The following is a 24,289-nucleotide window of genomic DNA, read 5'->3' as shown; positions in this document are numbered from 1 at the left end:
ATCTCCATTAGTCTGGAATCCGGATGATCTGTTCTGGTCTGCCTCTGGTTTTCCGCTGTTTGGTGCCCACCACCTGTGCCGCGTCTGCAGCCACCATCTTCTGAAGATATTTGCTGGCTGCGCGCACTGTGACTCCCAAGCTGTCCGCCAAAAGCTGGGCTGTGACGGTTCCCTCCTCCTGTTTTTGGGCAACTGTGCATATCTTCTGCAGGGTCAGCGCCGAAATTCCCGTCTCTTTTGCCATTTTGGCATACTTCTGGGAGGGGGTTGTGGACAGTATCATACAGCTCCCTGTAACCAGAGGGCCGATCAAGTTTTCGTTTTCATCTATGGCATAGCTGGCACCCTGAGGGTGCATCATGGATTCCTGGTTGGCATTCATGGCCTCCAGTCTTGCACGTGTGGTATCTCTTCCCAGTCCATATCCGATGCATACCCTGGCGCCTGTCTTTCTCTCCAGATATTTCTTCAGCATGCAGACAGAATATTTCTCCGTGATCCTGTCAACCACGCCGGCGCTGGTGTAAACCTCATACACAGAGGCATGCCTCTGAAGCATAAAATCGCAGTCATTCTCCTTGGAAAACTGCAGGATCGCAGTCTGCATGGCAAGCTCTTCCAGCTCATCCCGGTTCTGTCCGCCTCTGTCTCCGGTGATATTGATGACCGCCGGCATGCTCTCCTTCATTTTATCCATCTCTATGGTCATGAGTAGACGGTTGACCACATCTCTCATGTAAGGAATGCCAGGATATACAAAATGACAGGGAATCCCCATCTCCTTAAAATCCTCGGCTGCTGTGCTCAGACGGGTGATGACCTGGTCTATCTGTTCCGCCTCCCACTTCTTCCTGACATCCTCCACCATCTTATAGCGGAGTGCCTTTAATTCCTCCAGGCTCATGTGCGCCACCATATTACAGAAGTTATCGCCTTCCGCATCCAGCGTATCATTCTCTACGGCTTCCCTGATGTTTTTTCCCATCATGAAATCCGCATAGAGCCGTTCCGCCTTCAGATCCGGGGTCAGTGTCATAAGCCTAAAGAGTTCCTGATAGTAGGCCAGCATGTCCACATGGAAGGTCTCGATGGGTTTTTTTGTGTCCGGACAGGCCGCGCGCAGCAATGCTCTCGATATAATGCCGTTTACAATGAATCCGTCGTACTTGTCTTCGATACTTTTATAGATTTCCGGAATTTCCGATGATTGTTTATAATAAAAGGCAGTAAACGTACAGCGCTCTTCAAAAGGAAGGATTGCCTCCTTCACCCTGTTCTCCATAAATTCCGTGCTGATGACTGCTGTTCTGTATTTCATAGTCTACCACCTTTCATGATTAATTGAATCGTTACGTTTAGTTTACTACGACTTCACATTCGCCGCAAGATATGCTTTTGCACCGCAGGCGAAAGCCGCAGCTCCGCTTGCAAGGCTCGTCTCATCATAGCGGACCTTTGGGTGGTGTCCTGAGAATTCATACCCGTGTTCCCGGTCTCCTCCGCCTACCACAAAGAACATGGAGGGAACCAGGCGGCTCACCTCGGCAAAATCTTCGGAGCCGGAGGTGGTCTGGCTCACACGGGCAGCCGCTTTTCCAAGTGTTTCGGAAAATCCTTTTCCTATAATATCAGCGCATGTCTCATCCACAGTCAGGGCACTGACGGAGGCCGGAATCTCTAGGCTTGCTTTTGCGCCAAACATCTTGGCTGTCATCTCAACACAGTTCTCGATCCTTGCCAGCAGATATTCCCTGGTCTCCTGTCTGACCGTCCTCAAAGTACCGCCCAGATAAGCTGTCTTAGGAATAATATTTTTCGCGTCTCCGCTGTGGAATTCTCCAAAAGTCAGAGCAGCCTGATCCTGAGGGTCCACTTCTCTGGCGATCAGCTCCTGGAGAGCCAGATGAATGTGCACGCCCACATTGATAGGGTCCACAGACAGATGGGGGCTGGCCCCATGTCCGCCTTTTCCTTCAATGGCAATGTGCAGCAGATCACTGGAATTACACACAACGCCTGCATTGTATCCCACAAATCCCGCCGGTGCCAGGGGCATCATATGTACCCCCATAGCCGCATCCACACGGGGATTCTCCAAAATCCCGTCTGCGATCATGGCTTTTGCTCCTTCCAGTGTCTCCTCCCCCGGCTGGAACATAAGTTTGACGATTCCGGGAAGCTCCTCCTCCTGCTCCTTCAAAATCTTCGCGGCGCCTAAAAGCATAGCTGTGTGCATGTCATGACCGCAGCAATGGGCAGCTCCGTCTGCGGCTGCAAAGGGAAGACCGCTCTCCTCCTGCATAGGCAGTGCGTCCATATCCGCTCTTAAAAGGAATACCGGACCGTCCGTCTTTTGGCCGATGAGGGCAGTGACACCGCAGCCCCCGCAGATTTTCGGCTCTATTCCCATGTCACGGAGTTTCTCCATGACAAACTCTGTGGTAACCTTCAGGTTCATACCCAGCTCCGGATTCTGATGCAGAAATCTTCTGTTGGCGATCATCTCCGGAAGAATGGCTTTTGCTCTCTCTAGATCGTTCATTTTTTTCTCCTTTATTTTTCATTATTTGTTTCACTGTTACCTGTTTCCTGCTGATTTTTCCCCTGTATGACCTTTACCTGCCCTGACTTAAAGAGAAGCCAGGAGGAGAGGATCATGACCGGTATGGTGATCAGCACACCGATCCCCCTGTTGAGCTTTGTCACAAATACCAGAATTCCCAGCAGGATTAAAATGGGGGCTATCATCATCTTCCACTTTCCTGTGATCTTTCCTCCCGCCGGATTTGTCACCATAAGGCGGATGAACATACACCCAAAGAGGGCCGGCAGCATGTAAGAAGTAGCCACCTGGACTGTGGGGGAGCTTAAAAGAGGCTGCAGGGGCACCAGCATGAGCACACCCACAATGACAACCGCTATGGTGATCAAGGAGGACACGGCAATGGCAATGGTACACACCGCGTCCCCCTCATCGGTATTCTGCTCCGCTTTTGCTATGTCCAGGGCATTGAGGGCGCAGGGCAGTTTAATGTTGGACACATTTCCGGTGATCAGGCTCATGTAAATGGAGGAGCCTAAAATGGGGGTATAGGTGACTGACTCCACAATTCCAGTGGGAACATACAAAGCCAGCAGACCGCCGCAGAACATGAGATGATCTGCCGCCTTTGGCCACATGTCAAAATATGTACACATAGTAACAGGAATCCCCAGCATGATCAAAATAGCGATCACGGTACCGGTCCTGCCAATTCTATGGACAGAATTGGTGTATTCGCTTAATCCGTTTTTGTTCATTCTTTCCTCTCCTTTATCCCAGAATATTTACAGTGCAGACAGCAGCGGCCATGCCCATGAGCAGGGCTGCCGACATGATAAAGCTGCCAAGCCACTGTATTTTGTATTTGCCCACAATATAGAACATGACCGCGGACACGCAGGCACTGACGATCAGCACCACGATCCCCACAGGCCCTCCCAGAATAATATAGGGGATGAAGGCGGCAACAAGAGCTGCGGCAAACGAAAAATTAAAAACAGCGCCCCAGGCTCCCTTGCTTTTCCTGTATCTTGTCATACTTACCTGGATTTTTTTTGCACAGAAAATATTTGTTATCATTCCTGCCAAAATGCATATACTGGTTACGAACATGATCGCCCCGAACACTTCATAATTGTTGGCTGCCGCCATAGCACCTGCTGACTGAAACCCCAGGGCATCGGATACCATTTCCGCTGCTGTCAGTTCATAGCTCACCGCACCTACCACGGAAAGCCGGAACCAGGACCAGGGAACACCCAGCACTGCGGAAAGGGAAAAGAGTCCGATAATTACAGATATGGACGGGATTACGGTAAACACAGCAGAGGACTTGACAACTTCCAAGATCGTCTTTTGGGTAATTCCAAGTTCCAGTGCCCGCCTCCAGGCTTTGCGCATAAATACCAGCACAAGTCCGGAAATGTACAGCAGCCCAATGCCCACCAGTATATAGAGCAGTCTGCTGTTTGCCACATCAAAATAATTCATTGTTTTTCCTCCTGTTGTTTTGTGTTCTTTTTTTAATTAAAAGAACATTTAAAGAACGTACGTTAATTGTACAATAAATCATATTAGCATTTTAGTCAATATATTTTTGTATTTTTCTTTGTTTTTGTAAATATATCACAAATCTAGAGTGGTTTTTTCGTGGTATTTGCGGGGTAGTCAGAATTTATTTTTGATGTACAATGGAAATAAAGAACGAAATGAACCGTTTAACCGAAGGAACGGTTACGAAAGAAACAGCTTTTCAAATTGATAAAGGAGACAGAACACATGATATCACAGGATTGCCTGCACGATGCTTTGTCCTACGGAAAATGCTTCACCGGACTTGGACAGCCCGCAGATTATATTCCGGAGCTTGCCCGGGTAAACAAACACCAGCTCGGTGTGAGTATTGTAAAACTGGATCAGGAGATTTTGAACGAAGGAGATTATGACAGGCCCTTTACCATCCAGAGTATCTCCAAGCTGGTATCCCTGATCCTCGCCCTGCATGACAGGGGCGGCGAATATCTTTTTCAGGACAAGGTAGGCGTGGAGCCAACCGGAGACCCTTTTAACTCTATCATAAAACTGGAAACCAAGACACGCCCTTTCAACCCCTTCATCAATGCAGGCGCCATTACCGTGGCAAGCTGCATCGACGGCAGGGATACCGAGGAAAGATTCGCGCGTTTTCTCACCTATATCCGGCATCTGTGCAACAACGAGAGCATCTGTCTGAACGAAAATGTCTATCTCTCAGAAAAAAGCACTGGAGATCGGAACCGGGCCTTGGCCTATTATCTGAAAGCCTCTGGAATCTTAGAGGGGGATGTGGAGGACTGCCTGGACTTTTATTTCAGGATGTGCTCTGTGGATGTGACTGCCCTGGACATAGCCAATCTCAGTGCTGTGCTGGCCAATCACGGAACCAATCCCTTTACAGGGGAAACGCTCATTGAGCCGTCCTGCGCCAAGGCCCTCCGCGCCCTCATGCTCACCTGCGGCATGTACGACGGCTCCGGAAGATTCGCCATGAAAGTGGGCTTTCCTGCCAAGAGCGGCGTGGGCGGCGGTATTGCTGCCGTTGTTGTGGACCAGATGGGCATCGGTGTGTACGGGCCTGCTCTTGATGAAAAGGGAAACAGTATCGGTGGGATCAAGATTCTGGAATATCTGGCAAAAAAGCTTGACTGCAGCCTTTTTTAACTGCTGTCCTTATATTTTCGTGGACATGTAGATCAAACGGTAAATAATGCGTTTATTCTGTTTTGGACTGCCCTTTCTTTTATAGTATACTATTCTTGTATGTAACAGTTCAGCACAGCAAATATGCAGACCTGCTGAATGGTTACTATTGTGTTTACTCATTTGTCTGGAAAACAGTTCCCCCGCTTCTGTTTTCCAGGCCTCGCAACAAGAAAAGCCTCTTCCCGTAAAATTATAGGAAGAGGCTTATTAAATATTCTATGCCAGATATTCTTCAATGAAGTGAGAGGCTACTGCGCCGTCTGATGCTGCTGTTACGATCTGCCGCAGAGGTTTTTTCCTCACATCACCTACCGCAAACACTCCCGGCAGATTTGTTCTGGTGGTCTCATCTGCCTGAATGTATCCCTGACTGTCAAGTTCTGTCTGTCCCTTAAAAAGTTCTGTGTCCGGGATCCTGCCGATAGCTGCAAAAACACCGTCGCAGGGAATTTCCCTTCTCTGCCCTTCTTTATCCTGGACCACAACTCCTGTCACTTTTTTCTCGTGAAGGATTTCTTTTACCTGACTGTTCCAGACAAACTCCACATTGCTTTTTTTCAAAGGCTCCAGATAAACCTTTGACGCCCGCAGGGTATCCCTTCTGTGGATCAGATAAACCTTCCTGCATATCTTTGAGAGATACAGGGCATCTGCCGCTGCGCTGTTGCCGCCGCCCACCACGACTACCGTCTTATCCCGGTACATCATGCCGTCACAGGCTGCGCAGTAGGCAACGCCGCGCCCCCGCAGGGATGGCTCCTCAGGCAGCCCGATCTCTCTTGGAGATGCCCCTGTTGCCAGGACCACTGCTCTGGCTTTTACCTGGCCTTTGGAGGTCTCAATGGTTTTTATATCATGCTTCAGATCAACTGCCGTTACATTTACAAATGCTGTCTCAGCCCCAAACCGTTCGGCTCCCCGCTGCATTTTTTCTCCAAGCTCAAAGCCGTCGATGCCATCCTCAAATCCGGGATAGTTGTCCACCACACTGGTGGTTGCCATCTGTCCACCCGGCGACATTTTTTCCAGGACCAGAACAGAGAGTCCGCTTCTGGCGCAGTAGAGAGCCGCCGTGTATCCGCCGGGGCCTCCGCCGATCACTGCCACATCGTATATATCCTGTCTCATTTGTATTCCTCCTCTGTCAAAGCACCTGGTTTGTCTTCAGCCACTCTTCCACCGCATCCTGGGAAGGCGGGTTGACCACACGGTCTGCTTCTTTTCCGTCTTTAAAGAGGATCAGAGTGGGAATGGTATCTATTTCGTACTGCTGAGCAATCTCCGGAAGTTCGTCAATATCTGCTTTTAACACTGTGACTTTACTGCCTATCTCAGCTTCCAGCCTTTCTACCGCGGGGGCAAGTCTGCGGCAGTAGCCGCACCATGGTGCCCAAAAATCTACTACGACCGGTTTTGTGGACTCTAATACCTCTGTTTGGAATTTTGTTTTTTCAACTGCGTTTACTGACATATTTCATCATCCTTTCGTATTTGATATCCGGAAGTACCGGAATTTTTTATCTGTATTGATATTGTTTACAGTTCCTATACTGTTACTATAGCAATTACAGTTGACTTTGTCAATAGGTAAATGTAATTCCAGCCCTGCACAAATATAAAAAGACAGACAACCCAGGCAGAACTCCATGAAGGAGTTCCAACCGTTTTGTCTGTCTCCGGAATTGTCGGAAATCACAGTTTTACATTCACACCTGCACTTCGGACTGCCTCCAGTATCTCACCATTCAGAATAAGATTCCTCACCGCTTCTATATATGGCTCCAACGCGGCATCTTCTTTCAGGGCCGGCATGACTTCCCTTATTTTTGCATAAACCGCTTCTATGGCAGGGGAAGACTCGCCTTCCGGATAGAATTCTTTTGCCTGCGCAGCACAGATCAGTTCGATGGCAAGGACGTACTGGGCAGTCTTCACAGCATCACAGGCTTTTCGGGCGGCATTGTATCCCATATTTACATAGTCTTCCTGGTTGGCACAGGTCGGCACATTGTCTACCACCGCAGGATGTGAGAGAAGACGCATCTCCCCCGCAAGTCCCGCTGCCGTGTACTGTATCATCATCAAGCCGTCATTAAAATCAGCACTGGCATTTAAAAAAGGCGGCAGTTCGCTCAGATGGCGGTTGACCAGACGGTCTGTACGGCGTTCCGCCATTTTTACCAGATCCGCAAGAGCAATGCAGAGAAAATCCGAGGCCATACCCAGGTATGTTCCATCCGCATTACATCCCATGAGAGCTTCTGCTTCTCCGTCTTTTTCAAAAATAAGAGGATTGTCCACCGAAGAATTTAACTCTATGGCAATGGACTCAAGACCGTCCTTCAAAGTCTTTTTCACTGCCCCGTGAAGCTGTGGAATGCAGCGCAGGGACAAGGCGTCCTGGACACGATAATCCCTGTACCTCTCTGCGATTTTGCTCCCTGCCAGAAGGTTTCTGATGTTTTCGGCTGTCTGCATCTGGCCCGGGTGGGGTCTGGCGCGCATCAGCCTTTCGTCCATGGCTTTCAAAGTACCTTTGAGCATTTCCAGCGAAAAGGCACCGGACACGTCCGCTGTCCCGGAAAGTATCACACTGTCATAATAGGCAAGACAGGCAAGGGCTGTAACAGATGTGGTGCCTGATACAAGGGTAAGTCCCTCCTTGGAGCCGAGGACCGCCGGCTGTATTCCCGCGCGTTTTAGCGCCTCCGCACCCGGAAGAAGTTCTCCCTCATACCATGCCTGTCCCTCTCCGATAAGCACCATACCAATATGTGATTCCAAACCTATATATCCCACAGAGCCATGCTTCGGAACCCTTGGGGTGATCTTTCTGTTCAGCAGTTCTTTTATTAATTCCAGAGTTTCCAGGCGAAAACCGGTAAGACCGCTGCCAAAATGCAGGAGCATGACAAACATCATGGCTCTGACACCTTCTTCATCAAGAGGCTCACCCACAGAGACTGTATGTGCTAAAATGTGGTTTCTCTGGATCTTAACACGCTCCTCCTCAGGAATAAATTTCCTGCAGTTGTCACCCAGACCCGTGGTGATACCGTAAATAGCTTTTCCCTCACGGCTGAAACGCTCCACATGCTGTCTGCAGATTTTGACTCTTTCTATGTATTTAGCAGAAAATTCCACCACAGCACCATACCTGGCCACTGCTGCCACTTGCTCCAGTGTATTTCTGCCTCCTAATGTAACAATTTTCATATATACCTCAATTCAATTTTTTATTATTCTCATATCCCCCTTCCAGGGACACACTCATGATCTTCAGTCTGCGGTAAACATCCTCTTCCACCTCTGCATCCTCCGGGGGCATCTGCTCTACCGGTCTGCTCCCGAATATCTCACCGGGAACAAACACCCGGCCGCCTGGTTTTGCAGACGGACAGCTGCGGACATCGTCAGCCAGAGCATCCACCTCTTTTGTAAAGGCCTCCAAAGTCGTAAACATATCCGGAGAAAATGCCACAAACAGATAGCCCAGATCATACTCGTCTTTGGCGTCATATCCCATTTTCGCTCCCACAAAAGCGCCTGTCATCACTTCCAGAGCATAACACAGGGCATAACCTTTTGGTCCCCCGAAGGGCACACCGGCCTCTGCTTTCTCAGGATCTGTTGTAAAGTTTCCCTCTCCGTCAATAAAACAGTTATCCGGAAGAGGACGGTTTTCCACAATTGCCTGGCGCACCTCCCCCCAAACCTTCTGGGATGTGGCAAAGTCAAAGATATAGGGCTTTCCTCTGCCGCTTGGGAAAGAAAAACACAGGGGATTCGTTCCAAACATGGCTCTTGCTCCCCCAAAAGGAGCCACACAGGCGGGGCCTCCGTTATTGGTTATCATTCCCACAAGACCCTCCTGTGATATTTTTCTGGCATAGGGGGTGATTCTGGAATAACGCCCCACATTTTTCAGGGCTGTGATACCCACGCCGTGTTCTTTTGCCGCGGCAATCGCCAGATTGGTGGAGTACAGAGCCGCAATATGCCCAAGCTCTCCGCTGCCGTCCACCTGGGCATAGCAGCCCTTTTGTTTTAACAGCTTCATCTCTCCGCTTCTTCTGGACAGACCTGCGTCCACAGTCAGAAACTTTGACAGGCCATGGGTCCTGTGTCCCTCCAGCTCAGATTCCAGATAATCGGAGATCATAAATTCCGCATATTCCCCCGTGATCCCTCTGAGGGCCAGAGCTTTTCTCATCAGCTCTTTTATCTCTTCTATTTTTACTGTAACAACCATAAATATTATCCTCTCTACAAGATCGCCAGAAGCTCATCCAGCATCTGGGTCTGCCGTTTATCATATACCGGCAGGCGGTATGCATCCAGACGTTCCCTCACCATTTCCTGTGCCTTCAAAATGACAGAGGGCATGCCGAGCTGTTTCCAGTTGTGGTAAATCTCACTGTTAAACAGTTTGGGATGAAACAGCTCTTTCTGGTACAGCTCTAAAGTCTCATCCTCCAGCATATAAGTTCCCCCGGGGCCTACTCTCCTGATCATGTCCATATGAATGGCTTCTTCTGTTATATAATCACAGTTTTCCACGGAGAACCTGGCCTCCAGCAGTTCCTCGTCCAACACGTATTTTTCCAGGCTGAACACATTGAGGCAGTCCATCTCACCAAAAGCATGGAAAATGAAATCCGTATCACAGTCAAAAGTGGTCATCAGAGACACGGCTGTCTCCGCGCCGTCCTGCCAGTCAAGCTGCTTTGCGCCTGAGAGAGAACCTCCCACTCTGGATGGTATACCATAAAAATCAGCCATTGCCTTGGCGTACTGCATAAAGACCGCAACCTCCGGTCCCCAGGAAATGGGAACAGCCTTGCGCATATCCGCACTGTATGTCACATTGCCGTAGACCACCGGCACACCAGGGTTGACCACCTGGGTCATAAGAATGCCTGCCAGCACCTCGGCATTGTTCTGTACAACGGTCCCTCCTACGGTGATGGGGCTTGTCATCCCCGGCGCAGAGCAGCAGGTGATGACAACCGGCTGGTTTCTCTTAACATAGGCCAGGGTTGCCGCCACATCCTCCCTGCTGTACCGAAGGGGAGAAATGACATTCTCCACACCTATAGTGAAATATTCTCCCATCTCTCCGTAAAAATCCCTGATAAATTCAATGGATTCCGCCGCGCTTTTTCCCGTCTCACAGGACGCGATCAGTGGCTTTTGGGAATATTTCAGACTCAGAACCGTCTTTAACAATTCTACCTTGCCGTCCGGAAGATCCGAGGCATAAATGCCCGGCACACAACACAGATTTACAAAACGGCTGGTCTCATCCATCTTGGTACCGTCAATATAATCTTTTACTGTGGGAGTACAGATCTCCCCGTCTTTCAATATGGTCATGGCACCTGAGGCAGTGGAGACGGCCTTTCCTCCGTCCCCTATTTTCAGGCTGGCAAAAGGTGTCTCTATGGTAAAGCTGGGTTTCAGGCCCCTCAATAACTCCTCTGTCAGGGAGCGCTCAAAATAAACCCTCTGTCCATCCACACGGATTCCTCTTTTTTTGAACACCTCCAGAATCTCACGGTGTTCAAAATTCACGCCCACACTCTCCAGAATCTCCAGAGACTTCTCATGAATCATCTGCACTTCTGAATCTTTTATCTTCTTCACAAGCATAGCAGGTTATTCCTCTCTTCCTGTGCCGGCTCTGCCATGGTCCCGGCCTTCAATCTATCACTTTTTCTTTACTGCGAACATGCCTTAAGGATTTCCAGCGTGCCCTTTGTTCCGTCAAGTCTCACAAAATCTCCTGTCTTCACGCGCACACAGGGATCCTCCTCTTTGGAAAAATCCACCACTGTCGGTATCTGCATAACCGCGCTTGCCACCCCGGCACTGCTGTCTATTTTGGAAAATGCCCATCCCTTAGGCGCAGAACCGGCTGCCCTGGCAGCTCCGAAATAACAGGACCATCCGTTGGAGCCCTTGCTGCCCGGCATGATCAGGATCGTGTCCTTTATGCATTTTCCTCTGTTGACGTTTTCATAGTCTTTTATCACACCGGTCTCTGGGTCGATACCTCCCCATCCTGTAATGCTGTCAGCGCACACAAGCGCCTCACCTTCCACAATGCCCGGTATCACACCTCTGCCCTGCAGAACTATTTTCTCCACCTGTACTCCTCCTTCCACACGCCGGAAACTGCTGCATCGATACAGCGGTATTTGTCCGTATAATATACACGCTCGGCACAGCCGTCTGAGCGCACGCTTCCGGACTGTTTCAGGCTGTCATAGGCCTGCCCTTTGTAGTGCTTCAGGAAACAGTCACCTATGGTGACCGGACAGGTACTTGTCTGTATGGTTCCCCCTGCATCTTCGATTATTTTCGTGTATCCGTTTAAATCAGCCATGGCCTTGATGGGATACACGGTCCATACCATAAATCTTACACCATCATGTACCTTTTTTCCACAAATATAATCCGCAACTTCCTTGATCTGATGAATATCATAGTGAGGACAGCCCAAACTGACAAGATCCACAGAGCCGTCTTCCTTGCTGCACAGCTCCTCATAAGCTAAATTGATGTCCTGCTGCGTCAATGTGAACTCCTCCTGCACCTCATGTCCCATGAAAGCCTCCTCCTGCGTATTGGCCTCCGGGGTGATCCCCACAATGTGGCACATCCGGCAGTTGGTGGTAATGGCAAGGGCCGTAAAAAAGCTTTTCAGCTTTACAAAGTCCACGCCTTCAAAATTGCCGGTAAGAACCGGTGTACATCCGGTAAGGGGCAGTCGTTTTCCCATGGCTTTTCCCAAAACTTCCCATTCGATCGGTGAGTTAAGCTCTGCTTCCACGTGTATCAGATGGGTTCCGAAACGATTTTCCTTCACATGGTATCCCCAGTATGGCGTCCTGCCGCAGATGGCTGACCAGAAAGCCGCCTCGATTCCATCTGCGTTGCAGCATGCTCCCCAGATGGAATTGCCCATAATAGTAACACCTGATTCTGTGGTCACAAAATGCTCTCCCCGCACAGGCAGCCATCCCATCAGATAAGGGGAACAGGAACCGGCTATGGTAACGCCCGCCTTTCTGGATTCCTCCAGATAGTAACTGTTCTTGTCAAACTCCTCTTTGGGCTGGTCAAAGATCTGGTAGTCATACTGGTCACTGGCAGCCACACAGGACTGCACATAACAATCCTTGTCCACACTGTCAAAGACGATCCTCTCATCACGGGCCAGGTTCATCCTGGAAAATACTTCATGGAAATCCTTACTTTTACAGACATTGAGGTAATTGTGACTGCCGCAGAACACTGTGGCCTTTGTCACTTTACAGAGTCTGTCCGCCCCCAGCACCTGCGCATAGCGCACAATATTTTCCAGTGCCGTCTGACAGAGCTTTCCCTTTTTTCCGTCCAGGATATCCTGTTCTTCCTTTGTCAAATGAATCACTTGCACTCCTCCGTTTCCTCCAGGATTTCGATGATCTCCCGGTCCGCGTCCACTACGATCCTGTCCCCGTCTTTTACGGTTTGGTAAAACGCAGGCTCTACCCGGTCCACCATGGGCACTTCCATGATAATGGCGCTGGACACCAGAACGGTTTCCGGGTGCTCAATGATCATAGCTGCCGGTGAATTTTCCTTCTGGTTCAACTGATAAAGACCATCTGCCTGTACCACAGAACTTCCCTTTCCGCCCGGAAAAATGAGCACCTTATGGGCAACGGATCTTCCCTCCAGATCATGCGCTTTCTCTATGACTGTTCCCGTAGCCGGGTCTATCAGGTAGAACATAATATGATCTTTTGATATAATGGCCTGTGCTTCCGCGCGTCCCTCAGAAATCTTATGGCATTTAAATTTTTTTCCCATGTCATTTTACCTCCCCGGTGAGTGCTGCTTCGATACATGTATCCAGATCACGGATAACAAAATGGATTCCTCTTCTCTGCGGATAGTAGGCACATTTCGGTGATTCCGTGATTCCCACTTTCCCTGTCAGATGTCTCCAGCAGGGCTGGTCCGGACAACTGTCAGGCACTATAAACCCGCCTGCGCCGGTAATGATCTCATCAAATCCCATACGGACTGCCATCTCCTTTACATGGCTGGAGGTGAGGATCCACATTTCTTTTTCCAGTTTCTTTCCTTCCAGTTTTTCTGCGATATACTTTACTTCCTCCAGTGTGAAATGAGGGCATCCGAACATGGCAAAATCAATTTTCCTGCTGCCGTCCAGAGATATTTCTTTTAGGATCTCTTTTTTATCCTCATTGGTGATGACCACCGTTTTCTTCGGCTTCTTTCCTCCAAAGGCAGTCTCCAGATCGGGAGCCTCCGGTGTGAATCCCACAATATGATACATGCCGTAGGCACCTGAGGTATTCAACTGTGCCCCCAGGTTTCTCAGTGCTTCTTTTGTGATGGTCTCCTTGGGAAATCCTGTAAAGACAGGAATACCCTCCCCGATTTTTTTGCCCAGCATGCCGATGATATGATAGTCAAAATCATTTTTTACGTCTGCCTGTATGTCCACCAGGATATCCCCTTTCCGGTTCTCATCCAGCAAAAGACCGTATTCCGGTACATAACCTGTAATGGCTGCACACAGTGCGCTGTTGGCACCCTCCCGGTTACTCCTTGCTCCCCACACAGCGTTGATGTAAGGCGTTGCGCTGGATTCAGAAAAGGCCGTCACCTCCCTGTAATTTGGCACATTGGTATCGATATAAGGGGTGCAGTTATAGCTGAGCTGTGCCCCCAGTGCTTTGTAGGCATTATGTGTTCTCTGCATCAGATCCGCATATTCTGGTGCCACCATATCCCTGTTCTTGAAAAATTCCAGACAAAAACCGGGGTTTACTGTTGGGGTCACACGGCATTTTGCGCCTCCTGCCAGCATTTTTTCTGCAAACCACAGGTCTGCCTCCTGATTCGACAAAGCCACATGTGCTCTCGTAATAGGAACCATTTTTTCGGCTCCGAAGGACTCTCCGATCGCCACCTGTATCTTCATGGCATAGGCTGTCCCTTTTCCATATTTTCCGTCCAGCATATCCTGCTGGTGCTGTGTAAGCTGCATTTGAATTCCTCCTCTGTTTCTCTTTTTTACCGGTACTTTCTTCTTTTTCGGATGACGTAGATCCAGACTTTATTTTCTGTTTTTTTCACTTTTCAGCACGCATCCCGCGCTCTCTAACAGTCCTCCGTCATGGATCCAGTTCCTGATCTTCTCCAGATAAGGATACAGGTAAATATCCTCCTCCATGACCGGAACCAGGTCTTTCATGGCTTCCAGTACCGCTTTTGTCCCCTCTCCTCTTGTAAGGGAAGGATCCACAAACTGCTGTGCCTGATATGCGGAGAACAGTTCGATTGCCAGAACATACTCAAACTTTTCTGCTATACCGAGAGCTTTTTTGCATGCGTTGTATCCCATGGATACATAGTCCTCCTGATTGGCACTGGTGGTCACACTGTCCACGGAGGCCGGGGTGGATAAAATTTTCATATCATTGAGCAGCCCTGCCTGTGTATACTGGGGTATCATAAGACCGGAATTCAACCCTGGCTTTTTGATCAGGAAATAAGGATACGGCGACAGTTTTTCATCCAGAAAACGGACATTTCTGCGCTCGGACATTTTCGCCGCCGCTGTGGCCGCAATACAGGCAGAATCCATCTCGATCCCCACATAGGACGCGTCTGGATTTCCATTGGAAAACACCTGCGGGTCATCCGCTGCTCCACACACAATAGGATTGTCCGCGCATCCGTTGATCTCCACCTCAACAGCAGCCCAGGCATCCCTTAATGTCTTCTTCACCGCGCCGTGAAGCTGCGGGATACATCTGAGAGATAAGGGGTCCTGCACATGAGTCCCCTCGGCTTTTGTTGTCACCTGGGAACCGTGCAGCATGCGTTTGATAATGTCGGCAGTCTCCAGAAGCTCTTTCTGGGGACGGCAGTTTAACACACTCTCATCATAGGCGCGCAGAAGCCCGCCCAGCATCTCAAAAGACATGGCAGCCACTAAGTCGGCGGATTCCACAGCTTTCAGCAGATCATAAACGGCAACAGCAGCCAGGGCTGTAGGGGAAGAAGTTCCGTTCAGAAGTGCCAGCCCCTCTTTATAGCTGAGCACGAAGGGTTCCATGCCTGCCCTGTGAAGTGCTGTTTTGCTGTCCGAGAGTTCTCCCCGGTAATACGCTCTTCCCTCTCCGATCAAGGCTGCCGCGATATGTCCCTCCGCACACAGATATCCCACGGAACCTTCCCGTGGTGTATACGGTATCAGATCTTTGTTCAAAAAATCCCGGTACCGCTCCAACAGCTCCATGCGCACACCGCTGACTCCCATGCCAAGGCTCTGCAGCACCATCAGGATAATGGCTCTTACCTCTTCCTCTTTGAATGGCTCCCCGACACTGGTGGAATGGGTCAGTATTATATTCCTCTGTAATTTCTCCGCATCCTCTTTCCCTATGGTCTTTGTGACCAGCGCGCCAAAACCGGTAGTGGTGCCGTATACTACACGTTCTTCCTCCACACACGTCTCTACGATCTTTCTTGATTTCTCCACACGCTGTCTGTATTCATTAGAAAAATCCACTTCTGCATGAAACCGCACCACCGCCATAAATTCTTCTATGGTCAGTTTTTTGCCCAATATCACCTTTTTCATTTTATTCTTTCCTCTTTTCCCCTTTAAAAGTTTCTGCACACTACATTTCCGTCTGCCGCTATAGGCATATATCTGGCTTTTGTACCTTCCACCATATCTCCATATATGGCTATATAAAACGGACGGTATACCTTTCTCTCCTCAACCGGTTTTATCGCTAAATTCCTTCCCACATGACGTCTGACCATCCGTCCTGCCATGATAGCACCGCAGTCTGTAAGCCTTTTGTCTTCATAGTAAGTGGGCTGGATATCATTTTCTTCCACCTCTTTTACTTCTGTGGCAATGTCATCCTCCACATAAGATGCACTACATGTGGTGGCCTCCACCATCACTCGGATCTTCTGCCTGTCCTCTTCTTTTTTCTTCTTGATGGTCCTGACGATAATATTGTCTTTATATGTCATTTCATAAGTAATATAACGGCTTTCCAGATACATAATACGGAGGTTGATTTTCTTTCTTCCGAACAATGCCCGTATAATAGGGTTTTTTCCTCCTCCGGCGATTTTGAGAGCTTCCTCTTCTTTCATTTTCACAGGAAAACATTCTATCTTCATAAATCTATACCTCCATACAAATCCTTCACTCAGCGGGGTCTGTTATTCAGCCCGCCTGCTGATCTTTACCGTTTGTCACGCACAGGGCGGTCCTATGCAGCATATCTGCCGCATAGCCCTGTACCTGTTTCCTTTACCTGCTTTTATTATTTTTTTATTTTTCTTTTTTCTTATCTGATCCTTTTTTGCCTGTGGCAAAGGAGACAACCTCTGTACAATACTTCAAAAATACGCCTACGGTTATAAGGATTGCAATTCCCGGCGCCATAATGCCGATGATAAAATCAACACTGTTCAGCAGTCCATATCCATAGATACATGCCAGCACAATGTAGAGGAGCACCAGAGCGCCGTCCACACCCAGCCATTCCACTTTCAGTTCTGATTTTTGCTGTTCTGTCAGTTCACTTGTATTTTCCTTGGGATCCTTCATATTGCTTCCTCCTTATAATCCTTTCAGTCTGCGTTCTGCACTTAAATCTTTTCCGAAACGGTTTCCGATCAGGAAAGCCACAAAGGAAAGAGGCAGACCGATCAGAACCGGGTCAATGGTTACACCCGATATGGTCACAGGCCATATATACTGGAATACGATCCAGGTAACACCACCCACGATCATACTTGCAATTCCTGCCACGTTTGTCTTTTTGCCGTCAAACATCAGCGCTGCAATAATAGGCACAAATAATAGGGTCATACTGATACTGCTCAAAAACAGAAACGCATCGTACACACGGTCAAAACGGAATGCTGTAAAGAGGCCGATAATACCGAAAATAACAGCAGCCACTCTTGTGATCGTGATACTGACTCTGTCTTTCAGTTTTCTGTCCCCTCGGAGCATGTAGATAATATCATTGGAGATGATCTCCCCACCGATCAGATAATAACTGTCCAAAGTTGAGATGATCGCCCCCAGAATTCCTACAATAAACAGGCCTTTTGCCACAACCGGCAGATATTCCACCACAGTTGCCACATAGGTAACTTCCGGCTGGACTGCCAGAGCGGTATCACGTACACGGATGATCGTTCCTGTCATAATAGTCACTACATCGAAGGACAGCCAGATGGAAAAGCACAAAAGCATGGCTCTTTTGCCTGTCTTCGGAGAGTTGGCGGCTGCGAATCTCTGATAAAACGCCGGATCCTTATACAAATTGATACAGAGAATGATCAAAATTGCAGCCTGCGGAATTGGGATTCCTCCAAAGACCGTGAGCATCTCCGGAGCCGGGCCGCTCAGAGCTGCCTTGATTCCTTCCAGTCCTCCCACATCAAAAAACAGCTTTGGAAACGCGGAGGACACACAGGTAACCATCAGGAAAAAGAATATCATATCCGTAACAGCTACGCCCATGAGGCCGCCCAGACAGGTAACTCCAATGGAGATAGCCACAACAATAGCCGCTACCATCACCTTGTCTGCATGCCAGGCACCTTCACCTACATACCCTACAGCCGCGATCTCTCCAATGGAAAGACAGGTGATCACAATGACTATAGCCCCCAACACAGCGGCAAATTTTCCGTAATGTACCCTCAGAAGATCCGGAATTGTACCCTTTGCCTTTACAGAAATCCTGGGTGCCACCCACAGAGCAAGGGGAAAGCGCACTGCATGGGCACCGATAGACCAGATAAAGAATCCGGCAAAACCCATGGTGGTGGAATATCCAACTGTACCCACAACACCTGCACCACCATACCAGGACGCCATTAATGTGCCGACTACCAGAGACCAGGGCAAAGCCCTGTTTGCTTTATAAAAACTGTCCATATCCTGTGATGTTTTTGAAAAATAATAACCTACCAGCAGAATACCGATGAAACAGACAACAACTACTACGTTATCAATAATGGTCATAGAACAACCTCCCTCTTCTTTCGCTTTTCCTTTATCGCACAGGGCAGACAGCCGTATGCGTTCTCATATTACAGGTCAAATCCCTCCAGAGCTTTTTCAAGCACAGCTCTCTGCTTTTCGGTGTACTCCGGCGCCGTGTATTCTTTCAGGCGTTTTTCCACTCTTTCTTTTGCCTTTTGTTCCACGGAGACTCTTCCGTTTCTCTCCCAGTCCGCATAATTTTCCAGGCTGTAAAGCTCCGGATAGTAGATTTCCGTGCGGTAACGAAGGATGGTTTCCTCCTCTGCCAGATAATTTCCGCCCGGTCCCACTTCCTGAATGGTCTCCAGATCCATATCTTCCTCTGAGAAGATATCAATGCTCTCCACAGACTTTCTGGCAGCCATCATCTGTTCGTCCAGCACATATTTCTCAAAGCTGAAGACATTCAGGCCGTCCATCTCCCCGAAGGAGTGGAAAATAAAGTCTGCCTTTACATCAAGACTGGTCATAAGGGACATGGCCGTCTCCGCTCCATTCTGGTAATCCAGTTCTTTTCCCATGGACAGGGAGCCTCCGGTTCGGCAGGGCACGTGGTAGTAATCTGCCATAGCCTTTGCATATTGAATAAACAGTGCCTCCTCACAGCCCCAGGATACCGGCATGGCTTTTCTCATGTTGGAGACATAGGTGGTGTTTCCATAGACTACCGGTGCCCCCGGATTGACAAGCTGGGTCATAATAACACCAGCAAGCACTTCCGCATTGTTCTGGACAATGGTTCCGCCCAGTGTCACCGGACTGGTCATACCCGGGATCGCACAGCAGGCGATCACTACCGGAAGATTTCTCTTTGTGTAGGCAAGCTGTCCTTCTATATCATCCTTTGCATAGCGCAGAGGTGAGATGACATTTCCTACACCGATAGTAAAATAGCCCTCGTCTGTATCATAAAAATCACGGGCCAGTTGTATGGTCTCCTCTGCATCCGTCTTTCCAAAACAGGACATGATGACAGGATGCGTGGAATACTTCAGAGTAAGCGCTCCCTTGATAACCTCTGCCCTCTCTTTTGGGAATGCCGGAACATAGGTCAGAGGTGAGCTGGACAGATTGATCATGCTGCTGGATGCGTCCAGTTTACGGATATTCACATAGTCTTGCGGAGTGGGATCATACACGTTATTATCCCTCAGAATTTTCCTTGCTCCCGATGAAGAACTGATGGCCTGTCCTCCTTCTCCGATCTTCAGTTCCTCAAAAGGTGTCTTCAGTATAAAGCTGGGCGGTACTGTGGACAACGCCCGCTCCACTGTTTTCCTGTCAAAATATACACGGTTTCCCTCTGTGCGTATTCCCTGTTTTCTGTAAAGCTCCAGAAGCTCCGTGTGTTCAAAATCCACGCCTACATGTTCCAGCAGATATAAAGTTTTTTCATGGATTGTTTCCAGTTCTGATCGTTTAACTTCATTTATTATCATATGCCATCCTCCATCTACAGTTTTACAATGGCTCCCACTTCAATCTTCATGCCGCCCCACAGTTCAAGGGCAACGCCGCATCTGGCCGGCGGACATTCGGTGCCGAAAAATTCTGCATATATTTCATTCATGGCATCAAAATCTTTCATCGTGGATAAGAACACATCGCATTTCACCACATCCTCCAGAGAGGCTCCCATCTCCTCCACCAGCAGCTTCAGATTGCTGAGAGCTGCCCTTGTCTCCTCCTGGATCGTTCCGTGAATAATATCACCTGTCTCAGGATCCAGGGCAATTTGTCCTGAAACAAAAGCAAATCCCCCTGCAATAACTGCCTCAGCCACGGGTCCCCCGAATACCTTCATTCCTTTTGGGGTAAATACTTCTTTCTTCATTTTCGCTGTTACTCCTTTCCGTTTTTCGTCATCTGAGTGATAACTAATTTGTACCAGGAATTCGTCGGAAAACCGTCTGCTCTCAAATATTATTCAAAAAAAAGACACGGAGTTTTTTCCCCGTGTCTATCCTCAGCTTTCCATACTCTTCAGTTCTTCCCATAAAAATCTGCTGTCCAATTTCTTTGCTATCCGGTCAGCTAGCTCCCGGCGGTGTTTTGCCTCTTCTGTATCACCTTCCACTTCCGCGATCAGCGCACAGCACAGCTCTGTTTTCGCCTCTCCCCACAGAGAACCGGCCTGAACAAAACAGGAACGTGCTTTTTCAGCAAATTTTTTTGCTCTGCTGCTGTCTCCCATCCGGCACAGCACCAGGCTCATATCCGAGTAGAATACACCTGCCTCCCCGGAAATCATGTATTTTTCTCCAATCTCCACTGCCTTTTCCAGGCACCTGCAGGCCATATCCCACTTCTTCTGGCGTATATAACAGATTCCCATGTCATGATGACAGGCCGACAATTCTATCCTGTAACGCTCAGTTTCTCTGTCCGCATGACTCAGACGGTCCACTGCCTCCATAAAAAGCTTCTCTGCCTTTTCATACTCTCCGTCCTTCATCATACAGATACCCAGATACCGGATCAGCATACACTCTTCCTCCAGATGGCGGCATGTACAGTCTTTCATAAATTCCATACAGGTTTCGATCACACTGCGCATAAAGCCATTTTGTCCTGTCAGATCCCCGTATAAGATGAGCTGCAGATAATTATAAAAAATATAGTCTCTGTCCTGAATCTGCTTCGCCAGTTCCAGACTTTTCTCAATACAATTTTTCCCTCTCTGGCAGTCTCTGACAAACATCTCATAGCGCCCCAGCAGATATTCCACCCGCATGCGAATGGGAGTCATCTTAGAATCTGTCTCCTGCAGTGCCCTTATTTCCTCCGCCAGCTCCACAAGCTCATCTTCCTTTGCCGAAAAGCCGTCAATATTGCCGCTGAACACAGCTTTTCTGGCCAACATGGGATAAAAATCATAGGAAATCCTGTAGAACGCCTCCAGATATTCCACCTTATACCAGTACATTTTGTACCGATCCCGGCAGCGCTCATAGTGATAAATGACCAGGGAGCAGATGCCCAGATTCCTGTCCTTTTGGTATTCCTGTTCATAATATCTGGCAATGTAGTTATGGTAAATATCCTTTTTTTCTTTTGGCAGACTGCTGTATACATATTCACGGATGATCTGATGGCGGAACCCGTAATGCACCTCCCCGCTCATCAGTTTTTCATAAAGGATCTTTTTATCCAGCAAAGGTTCCAGTATCTGCAAAAGCTGCAGTTCCTCCATGCCCAGGATCTGATTGATCTCTCCTTTGGTCACAGGAAGAGAAAAAATGGATATGATATCCAGCATAACGCGCTCCCGCCTTGAAAGGCTTAAAAGCCTGCTCTGGATAACATTGGTCATGCGGTCCGTAAATGCGGTGCCATCCCCTTTTTTCTCAAACAGCCGCAGAGATTCCATAAAAAACAGAGGATTTCCCTGGGTTTTTTTATAAATCTCCTCCACAAGCCGCGGATCGTTCAGAAGACCTGCGTCTGTCTCCTCTATCACCCGCCTGGCCTCCTCCAGGGTAAATGGCTTTAGTTCTATTTCTTTCAGGATTCCCCGTCCGATCAGAGGTATCTTGAAGCTCTTGATGTCATCACCGTCGTCCTCCCGGCTGGCAGCCACCACAAGCATCTGCCCATGGCCCATGCGGAACAGCAGATTGCTCATAAGCCTCATGCTCATGGAATCCATCCACTGAATGTCATCAATAAACAGAAGAATTTTCCTGTCCCGGAAATATTTTGTCAGATAGCGGAAGACCGATTCTGTCAAAATTTCAAAACGGGTCATAAAAAACTGCACATCCGAGGCATTCTGCCGGAGCAGAATATCAGTAGGGGACTCTACATCCAGTCCGTTTTTCTTACAGTATTCATCCACCTTAGCCATGATCCCATGCCACGGCATCAGATACAGATCCTTTTCCGTCTCACAGCATGTCCAGGTAAATATCAGATAGTCTGAGTCCTCCACCATCCGCCGGATTTCTTCCAGGAGCATACTTTTCCCCACACCAGGCTCCCCTGTGATCAGGAAAGAACGGCAGCGCCTTTCCGAATCCCCCTCTTTTGCGCTGATCCGCGAATAGATGTCATAGAGAATATCCGCTCTTCCGAAAAAATATTCGCCTCTTTCTTCCGGGGGACGTTTCAGCCTGTTTTTCATCTCTGAAATTTTCTCATAAAGCGCCTGTGTCTCCTCTTCCGGCTGTTCCTCCACTTCCTTTTCCAAAAATGTTTTCAGAGACTGATAAATCTCCATGGCAGGGAGATATCTTCCCGCCTCCGCCAGTTTTTTCATGATACTTCGGTACAATTCTTCGTCCAGAACCTCATTCTGTATGAGTATCCTGCTGCTCTCCTCCAGAAAATCAAGTCCCTGCCCTGTTTTCTGCCCCATGATCTTAAGCTGCAGTGCTTTTAAATAGGCTCTTTTCCGCTCTGCCCTCTCCCCCTCGGCCCATGCCTCAAACTCATAGCAGTTCTTCACAAAGAAAAACTGGAGGAATTCGCCCTTCCAGCTTTCCAGCAGATTTTCCCTTGTGATATGCTCCATGTCGATATCAATATCCATTTGACGGTTCAGAACGATCAGCGTGTTACCCTCCACAGTCAAAATGTCCTGTCCCAATACTTTTCTTATATTATAAACCGCGTCCCGCAGGTTTTTCCTGGCCGTTGCCTCGCTGTTTCCCGCCCACAAAACACTGATCGCCTGGCTTCTGGATATCTGGTTATTCACACACAAATAATAAAACAGGCCTTCCACTTTCTGATAGGGGAAAGAGACTTTTTCTCCAAAAAGCAATACACCGGGCCGTCCTAAAAGCTGAACTTCTATGTCATGAGAATATCTTCTATCCATGTTTTCACCTTTACCTATTTTCCGTAAGATTACTTCCCGCTTCTCTTCTTTAATGTAATTGCACTCTTGGGACAATTTGCAGAACAGATGGTACAGCCCCAGCATTTTTCAGGGTCAAACTTCACATTTCCCCCTTGGTCTTTATAAAAAGCACCGAAATTACAGATTTTCGTACATTTCCCGCATTGGACGCACTTACTTTCATCCCACAGCGTCTCATAATGGGATGTGGGATAATGAAGCCTTGTTCCCAGTATCCTGGCCATTTTCGTGGGATAGCAGTACACACCGTCACAGTTGCACAGCACATTATTTTCCCCTGACTGCATCAGTCCTTTTTTGTTGATCCCACGGATCAGCTTTTTTGTCTCATCCAGAGAGAGAATGGTTCCCAATTTTCTGTCATAAGGGGTGTTCGGTCCCTTTACCAGCTTATTAATGCATACATTCACGGGCTTTTCCGTACATCTGCCCATGGCTTTACAGTTGCAGGGCAGAATCAGGATTTCCTCTCCCAGAGTGTCCATCATGTCGTAAGACTCCTGCAGGGTCAAATATTGTGTCTGATGCATGGGTACGTCTTTACCTGCCGCTATATCAAGGGCAGCCTGCGCAGTGCGGTCCATATACACCTTCAAATCCCATTCATTTAACCGGTCCACTGTCTCCTGTGGAAATTCCCCGTACACTTCCGGTTCATACTGAGCGAAATACGGATAACGGGCATAGAAATCTGTCATTCTGTAAAAGATTTCGCCGCTGCTGTCCCCCTCACATTTTTCCATTACATTTCTCTGATAACTCTCAAAAAGCAGCTTCCTTACATCCTCTTTCCCACTTTCTTTCAGCAGGCTGCAGATTTCCTGTTCAGATACGGGATTGCTTCCGAACTTAACGGCAAGCTCAGCCTCATAGTCACGGTACATGGGAACTGCGGCCTCATAAAATTCTTCCGGAACCGCCCAGACTTCCATTGCTTTTCTGTAAATTTCCTTCATGCTTATCCCCCAATTTTAAAAAGATCATCTGTAAATAAAGTTATCGAAATCGTAGCGCCGGATTG

Annotated in this window: 22 protein-coding genes; 1 reads left to right on the top strand and 21 read right to left on the bottom strand. The window is 48.4% G+C overall.

Translation table 11 applies throughout. The features are described from left to right. Positions 1-7 precede the first annotated feature (7 nt). The 4 genes from BLCOC_RS11440 to BLCOC_RS11425 are packed head-to-tail and all read right to left on the bottom strand — an operon-like array spanning position 8 to position 4,033. Entirely contained in the window at positions 8-1,318 is a 1,311-nt protein-coding gene (locus BLCOC_RS11440) for a helix-turn-helix domain-containing protein (protein ID WP_018596789.1), read from the bottom strand. Positions 1,319-1,363: 45 nt separating this feature from the next. Next, the gene (locus tag BLCOC_RS11435) at positions 1,364-2,542 is read right to left on the bottom strand and encodes a M20 metallopeptidase family protein (RefSeq protein WP_029469491.1); all 1,179 of its coding nucleotides are present in this window, start codon (positions 2,540-2,542) and stop codon (positions 1,364-1,366) included. An 11-nt stretch (positions 2,543-2,553) separates the two neighbouring features. Further along, on the bottom strand, positions 2,554-3,300 hold the full coding sequence (locus tag BLCOC_RS11430; protein ID WP_115625346.1) for a hypothetical protein: 747 nt from the start codon (positions 3,298-3,300) through the stop codon (positions 2,554-2,556). A 13-nt stretch (positions 3,301-3,313) separates the two neighbouring features. Further along, entirely contained in the window at positions 3,314-4,033 is a 720-nt protein-coding gene (locus BLCOC_RS11425; RefSeq protein ID WP_018596786.1) for a DUF5058 family protein, read from the bottom strand. Between the two features lie 288 nt (positions 4,034-4,321). On the opposite strand from BLCOC_RS11425, the gene glsA reads away from it, so the two are divergent. Continuing rightward, the gene (glsA, locus tag BLCOC_RS11420; RefSeq protein WP_029469493.1) at positions 4,322-5,242 is read left to right on the top strand and encodes a glutaminase A; all 921 of its coding nucleotides are present in this window, start codon (positions 4,322-4,324) and stop codon (positions 5,240-5,242) included. A gap of 258 nt (positions 5,243-5,500) precedes the next feature. Here glsA and trxB read toward each other — a convergent pair whose 3' ends face one another. The 17 genes from trxB to BLCOC_RS11335 all read right to left on the bottom strand — a co-directional run bounded on the left by trxB (position 5,501) and on the right by BLCOC_RS11335 (position 24,224). Next, complete coding sequence (gene trxB, locus BLCOC_RS11415) at positions 5,501-6,412, bottom strand: thioredoxin-disulfide reductase (RefSeq protein ID WP_115625345.1); 912 nt, start codon at positions 6,410-6,412, stop codon at positions 5,501-5,503. Between the two features lie 16 nt (positions 6,413-6,428). Further along, entirely contained in the window at positions 6,429-6,755 is a 327-nt protein-coding gene (trxA, locus tag BLCOC_RS11410; protein ID WP_115625344.1) for a thioredoxin, read from the bottom strand. Between the two features lie 221 nt (positions 6,756-6,976). Then, the gene (locus BLCOC_RS11405; RefSeq protein ID WP_115625343.1) at positions 6,977-8,500 is read right to left on the bottom strand and encodes an HAL/PAL/TAL family ammonia-lyase; all 1,524 of its coding nucleotides are present in this window, start codon (positions 8,498-8,500) and stop codon (positions 6,977-6,979) included. A 7-nt stretch (positions 8,501-8,507) separates the two neighbouring features. Further along, on the bottom strand, positions 8,508-9,536 hold the full coding sequence (locus tag BLCOC_RS11400; RefSeq protein ID WP_018596780.1) for an Ldh family oxidoreductase: 1,029 nt from the start codon (positions 9,534-9,536) through the stop codon (positions 8,508-8,510). A gap of 14 nt (positions 9,537-9,550) precedes the next feature. Continuing rightward, complete coding sequence (locus BLCOC_RS11395) at positions 9,551-10,936, bottom strand: trimethylamine methyltransferase family protein (RefSeq protein ID WP_018596779.1); 1,386 nt, start codon at positions 10,934-10,936, stop codon at positions 9,551-9,553. A gap of 68 nt (positions 10,937-11,004) precedes the next feature. Further along, positions 11,005-11,433, bottom strand: a complete 429-nt coding sequence (locus tag BLCOC_RS11390; protein ID WP_018596778.1) for an aconitase X swivel domain-containing protein — start codon at positions 11,431-11,433, stop codon at positions 11,005-11,007. Then, entirely contained in the window at positions 11,421-12,722 is a 1,302-nt protein-coding gene (locus BLCOC_RS11385) for an aconitase X (protein ID WP_029469498.1), read from the bottom strand. Before BLCOC_RS11385 ends, BLCOC_RS11390 begins: the two co-directional genes overlap by 13 nt. After that, complete coding sequence (locus tag BLCOC_RS11380) at positions 12,719-13,144, bottom strand: aconitase X swivel domain-containing protein (RefSeq protein ID WP_018596776.1); 426 nt, start codon at positions 13,142-13,144, stop codon at positions 12,719-12,721. The genes BLCOC_RS11385 and BLCOC_RS11380 overlap by 4 nt, the downstream gene beginning before the upstream one ends. A gap of 1 nt (position 13,145) precedes the next feature. Further along, positions 13,146-14,354, bottom strand: a complete 1,209-nt coding sequence (locus BLCOC_RS11375) for an aconitase X catalytic domain-containing protein (RefSeq protein ID WP_115625341.1) — start codon at positions 14,352-14,354, stop codon at positions 13,146-13,148. 69 nt (positions 14,355-14,423) lie between these two features. Next, positions 14,424-15,956, bottom strand: a complete 1,533-nt coding sequence (locus BLCOC_RS11370) for an HAL/PAL/TAL family ammonia-lyase (RefSeq protein ID WP_115625340.1) — start codon at positions 15,954-15,956, stop codon at positions 14,424-14,426. Between the two features lie 23 nt (positions 15,957-15,979). Further along, positions 15,980-16,516, bottom strand: coding sequence for a hypothetical protein (locus BLCOC_RS11365; protein ID WP_029469501.1), 537 nt, complete (start codon positions 16,514-16,516; stop codon positions 15,980-15,982). 154 nt (positions 16,517-16,670) lie between these two features. After that, a complete protein-coding gene (locus BLCOC_RS11360) occupies positions 16,671-16,949 on the bottom strand; it encodes a hypothetical protein (protein WP_018596772.1) in 279 nt (92 codons plus the stop codon). Positions 16,950-16,961: 12 nt separating this feature from the next. Further along, the gene (locus BLCOC_RS11355) at positions 16,962-18,383 is read right to left on the bottom strand and encodes a sodium:solute symporter family protein (protein WP_115625339.1); all 1,422 of its coding nucleotides are present in this window, start codon (positions 18,381-18,383) and stop codon (positions 16,962-16,964) included. Positions 18,384-18,451: 68 nt separating this feature from the next. Beyond that, on the bottom strand, positions 18,452-19,843 hold the full coding sequence (locus tag BLCOC_RS11350; protein ID WP_029469503.1) for a trimethylamine methyltransferase family protein: 1,392 nt from the start codon (positions 19,841-19,843) through the stop codon (positions 18,452-18,454). Positions 19,844-19,857: 14 nt separating this feature from the next. Then, positions 19,858-20,238, bottom strand: a complete 381-nt coding sequence (locus BLCOC_RS11345; protein ID WP_018596769.1) for a RidA family protein — start codon at positions 20,236-20,238, stop codon at positions 19,858-19,860. 132 nt (positions 20,239-20,370) lie between these two features. Further along, complete coding sequence (locus BLCOC_RS11340) at positions 20,371-23,226, bottom strand: AAA family ATPase (protein ID WP_165907333.1); 2,856 nt, start codon at positions 23,224-23,226, stop codon at positions 20,371-20,373. A 29-nt stretch (positions 23,227-23,255) separates the two neighbouring features. Next, positions 23,256-24,224, bottom strand: a complete 969-nt coding sequence (locus BLCOC_RS11335) for an ATP-binding protein (protein WP_115625337.1) — start codon at positions 24,222-24,224, stop codon at positions 23,256-23,258. Positions 24,225-24,289 lie beyond the last annotated feature (65 nt).

It is taken from the genome of Blautia coccoides (genome assembly GCF_034355335.1).
Taxonomy (GTDB): domain Bacteria; phylum Bacillota; class Clostridia; order Lachnospirales; family Lachnospiraceae; genus Blautia; species Blautia producta.
The sequence above is the reverse complement of the archived record's forward strand: the minus strand, read 5'-3'. Positions and strand labels throughout refer to the sequence as shown.

Coding starts and splice junctions, on each gene's coding strand:
- BLCOC_RS11335 (WP_115625337.1), bottom strand. CDS start 24,224: ATGAAGGAAATTTACAGAAAAGCAATGGAAGTCTGGGCGGTTCCGGAA.
- BLCOC_RS11340 (WP_165907333.1), bottom strand. CDS start 23,226: ATGGATAGAAGATATTCTCATGACATAGAAGTTCAGCTTTTAGGACGG.
- BLCOC_RS11350 (WP_029469503.1), bottom strand. CDS start 19,843: ATGATAATAAATGAAGTTAAACGATCAGAACTGGAAACAATCCATGAA.
- BLCOC_RS11430 (WP_115625346.1), bottom strand. CDS start 3,300: ATGAACAAAAACGGATTAAGCGAATACACCAATTCTGTCCATAGAATT.
- BLCOC_RS11435 (WP_029469491.1), bottom strand. CDS start 2,542: ATGAACGATCTAGAGAGAGCAAAAGCCATTCTTCCGGAGATGATCGCC.
- BLCOC_RS11440 (WP_018596789.1), bottom strand. CDS start 1,318: ATGAAATACAGAACAGCAGTCATCAGCACGGAATTTATGGAGAACAGG.
- trxA (WP_115625344.1), bottom strand. CDS start 6,755: ATGTCAGTAAACGCAGTTGAAAAAACAAAATTCCAAACAGAGGTATTA.
- glsA (WP_029469493.1), top strand. CDS start 4,322: ATGATATCACAGGATTGCCTGCACGATGCTTTGTCCTACGGAAAATGC.
- BLCOC_RS11370 (WP_115625340.1), bottom strand. CDS start 15,956: ATGAAAAAGGTGATATTGGGCAAAAAACTGACCATAGAAGAATTTATG.
- BLCOC_RS11375 (WP_115625341.1), bottom strand. CDS start 14,354: ATGCAGCTTACACAGCACCAGCAGGATATGCTGGACGGAAAATATGGA.
- BLCOC_RS11365 (WP_029469501.1), bottom strand. CDS start 16,516: ATGAAGATAGAATGTTTTCCTGTGAAAATGAAAGAAGAGGAAGCTCTC.
- BLCOC_RS11355 (WP_115625339.1), bottom strand. CDS start 18,383: ATGACCATTATTGATAACGTAGTAGTTGTTGTCTGTTTCATCGGTATT.
- BLCOC_RS11405 (WP_115625343.1), bottom strand. CDS start 8,500: ATGAAAATTGTTACATTAGGAGGCAGAAATACACTGGAGCAAGTGGCA.
- BLCOC_RS11360 (WP_018596772.1), bottom strand. CDS start 16,949: ATGAAGGATCCCAAGGAAAATACAAGTGAACTGACAGAACAGCAAAAA.
- BLCOC_RS11395 (WP_018596779.1), bottom strand. CDS start 10,936: ATGCTTGTGAAGAAGATAAAAGATTCAGAAGTGCAGATGATTCATGAG.
- BLCOC_RS11400 (WP_018596780.1), bottom strand. CDS start 9,536: ATGGTTGTTACAGTAAAAATAGAAGAGATAAAAGAGCTGATGAGAAAA.
- BLCOC_RS11380 (WP_018596776.1), bottom strand. CDS start 13,144: ATGGGAAAAAAATTTAAATGCCATAAGATTTCTGAGGGACGCGCGGAA.
- BLCOC_RS11425 (WP_018596786.1), bottom strand. CDS start 4,033: ATGAATTATTTTGATGTGGCAAACAGCAGACTGCTCTATATACTGGTG.
- BLCOC_RS11345 (WP_018596769.1), bottom strand. CDS start 20,238: ATGAAGAAAGAAGTATTTACCCCAAAAGGAATGAAGGTATTCGGGGGA.
- trxB (WP_115625345.1), bottom strand. CDS start 6,412: ATGAGACAGGATATATACGATGTGGCAGTGATCGGCGGAGGCCCCGGC.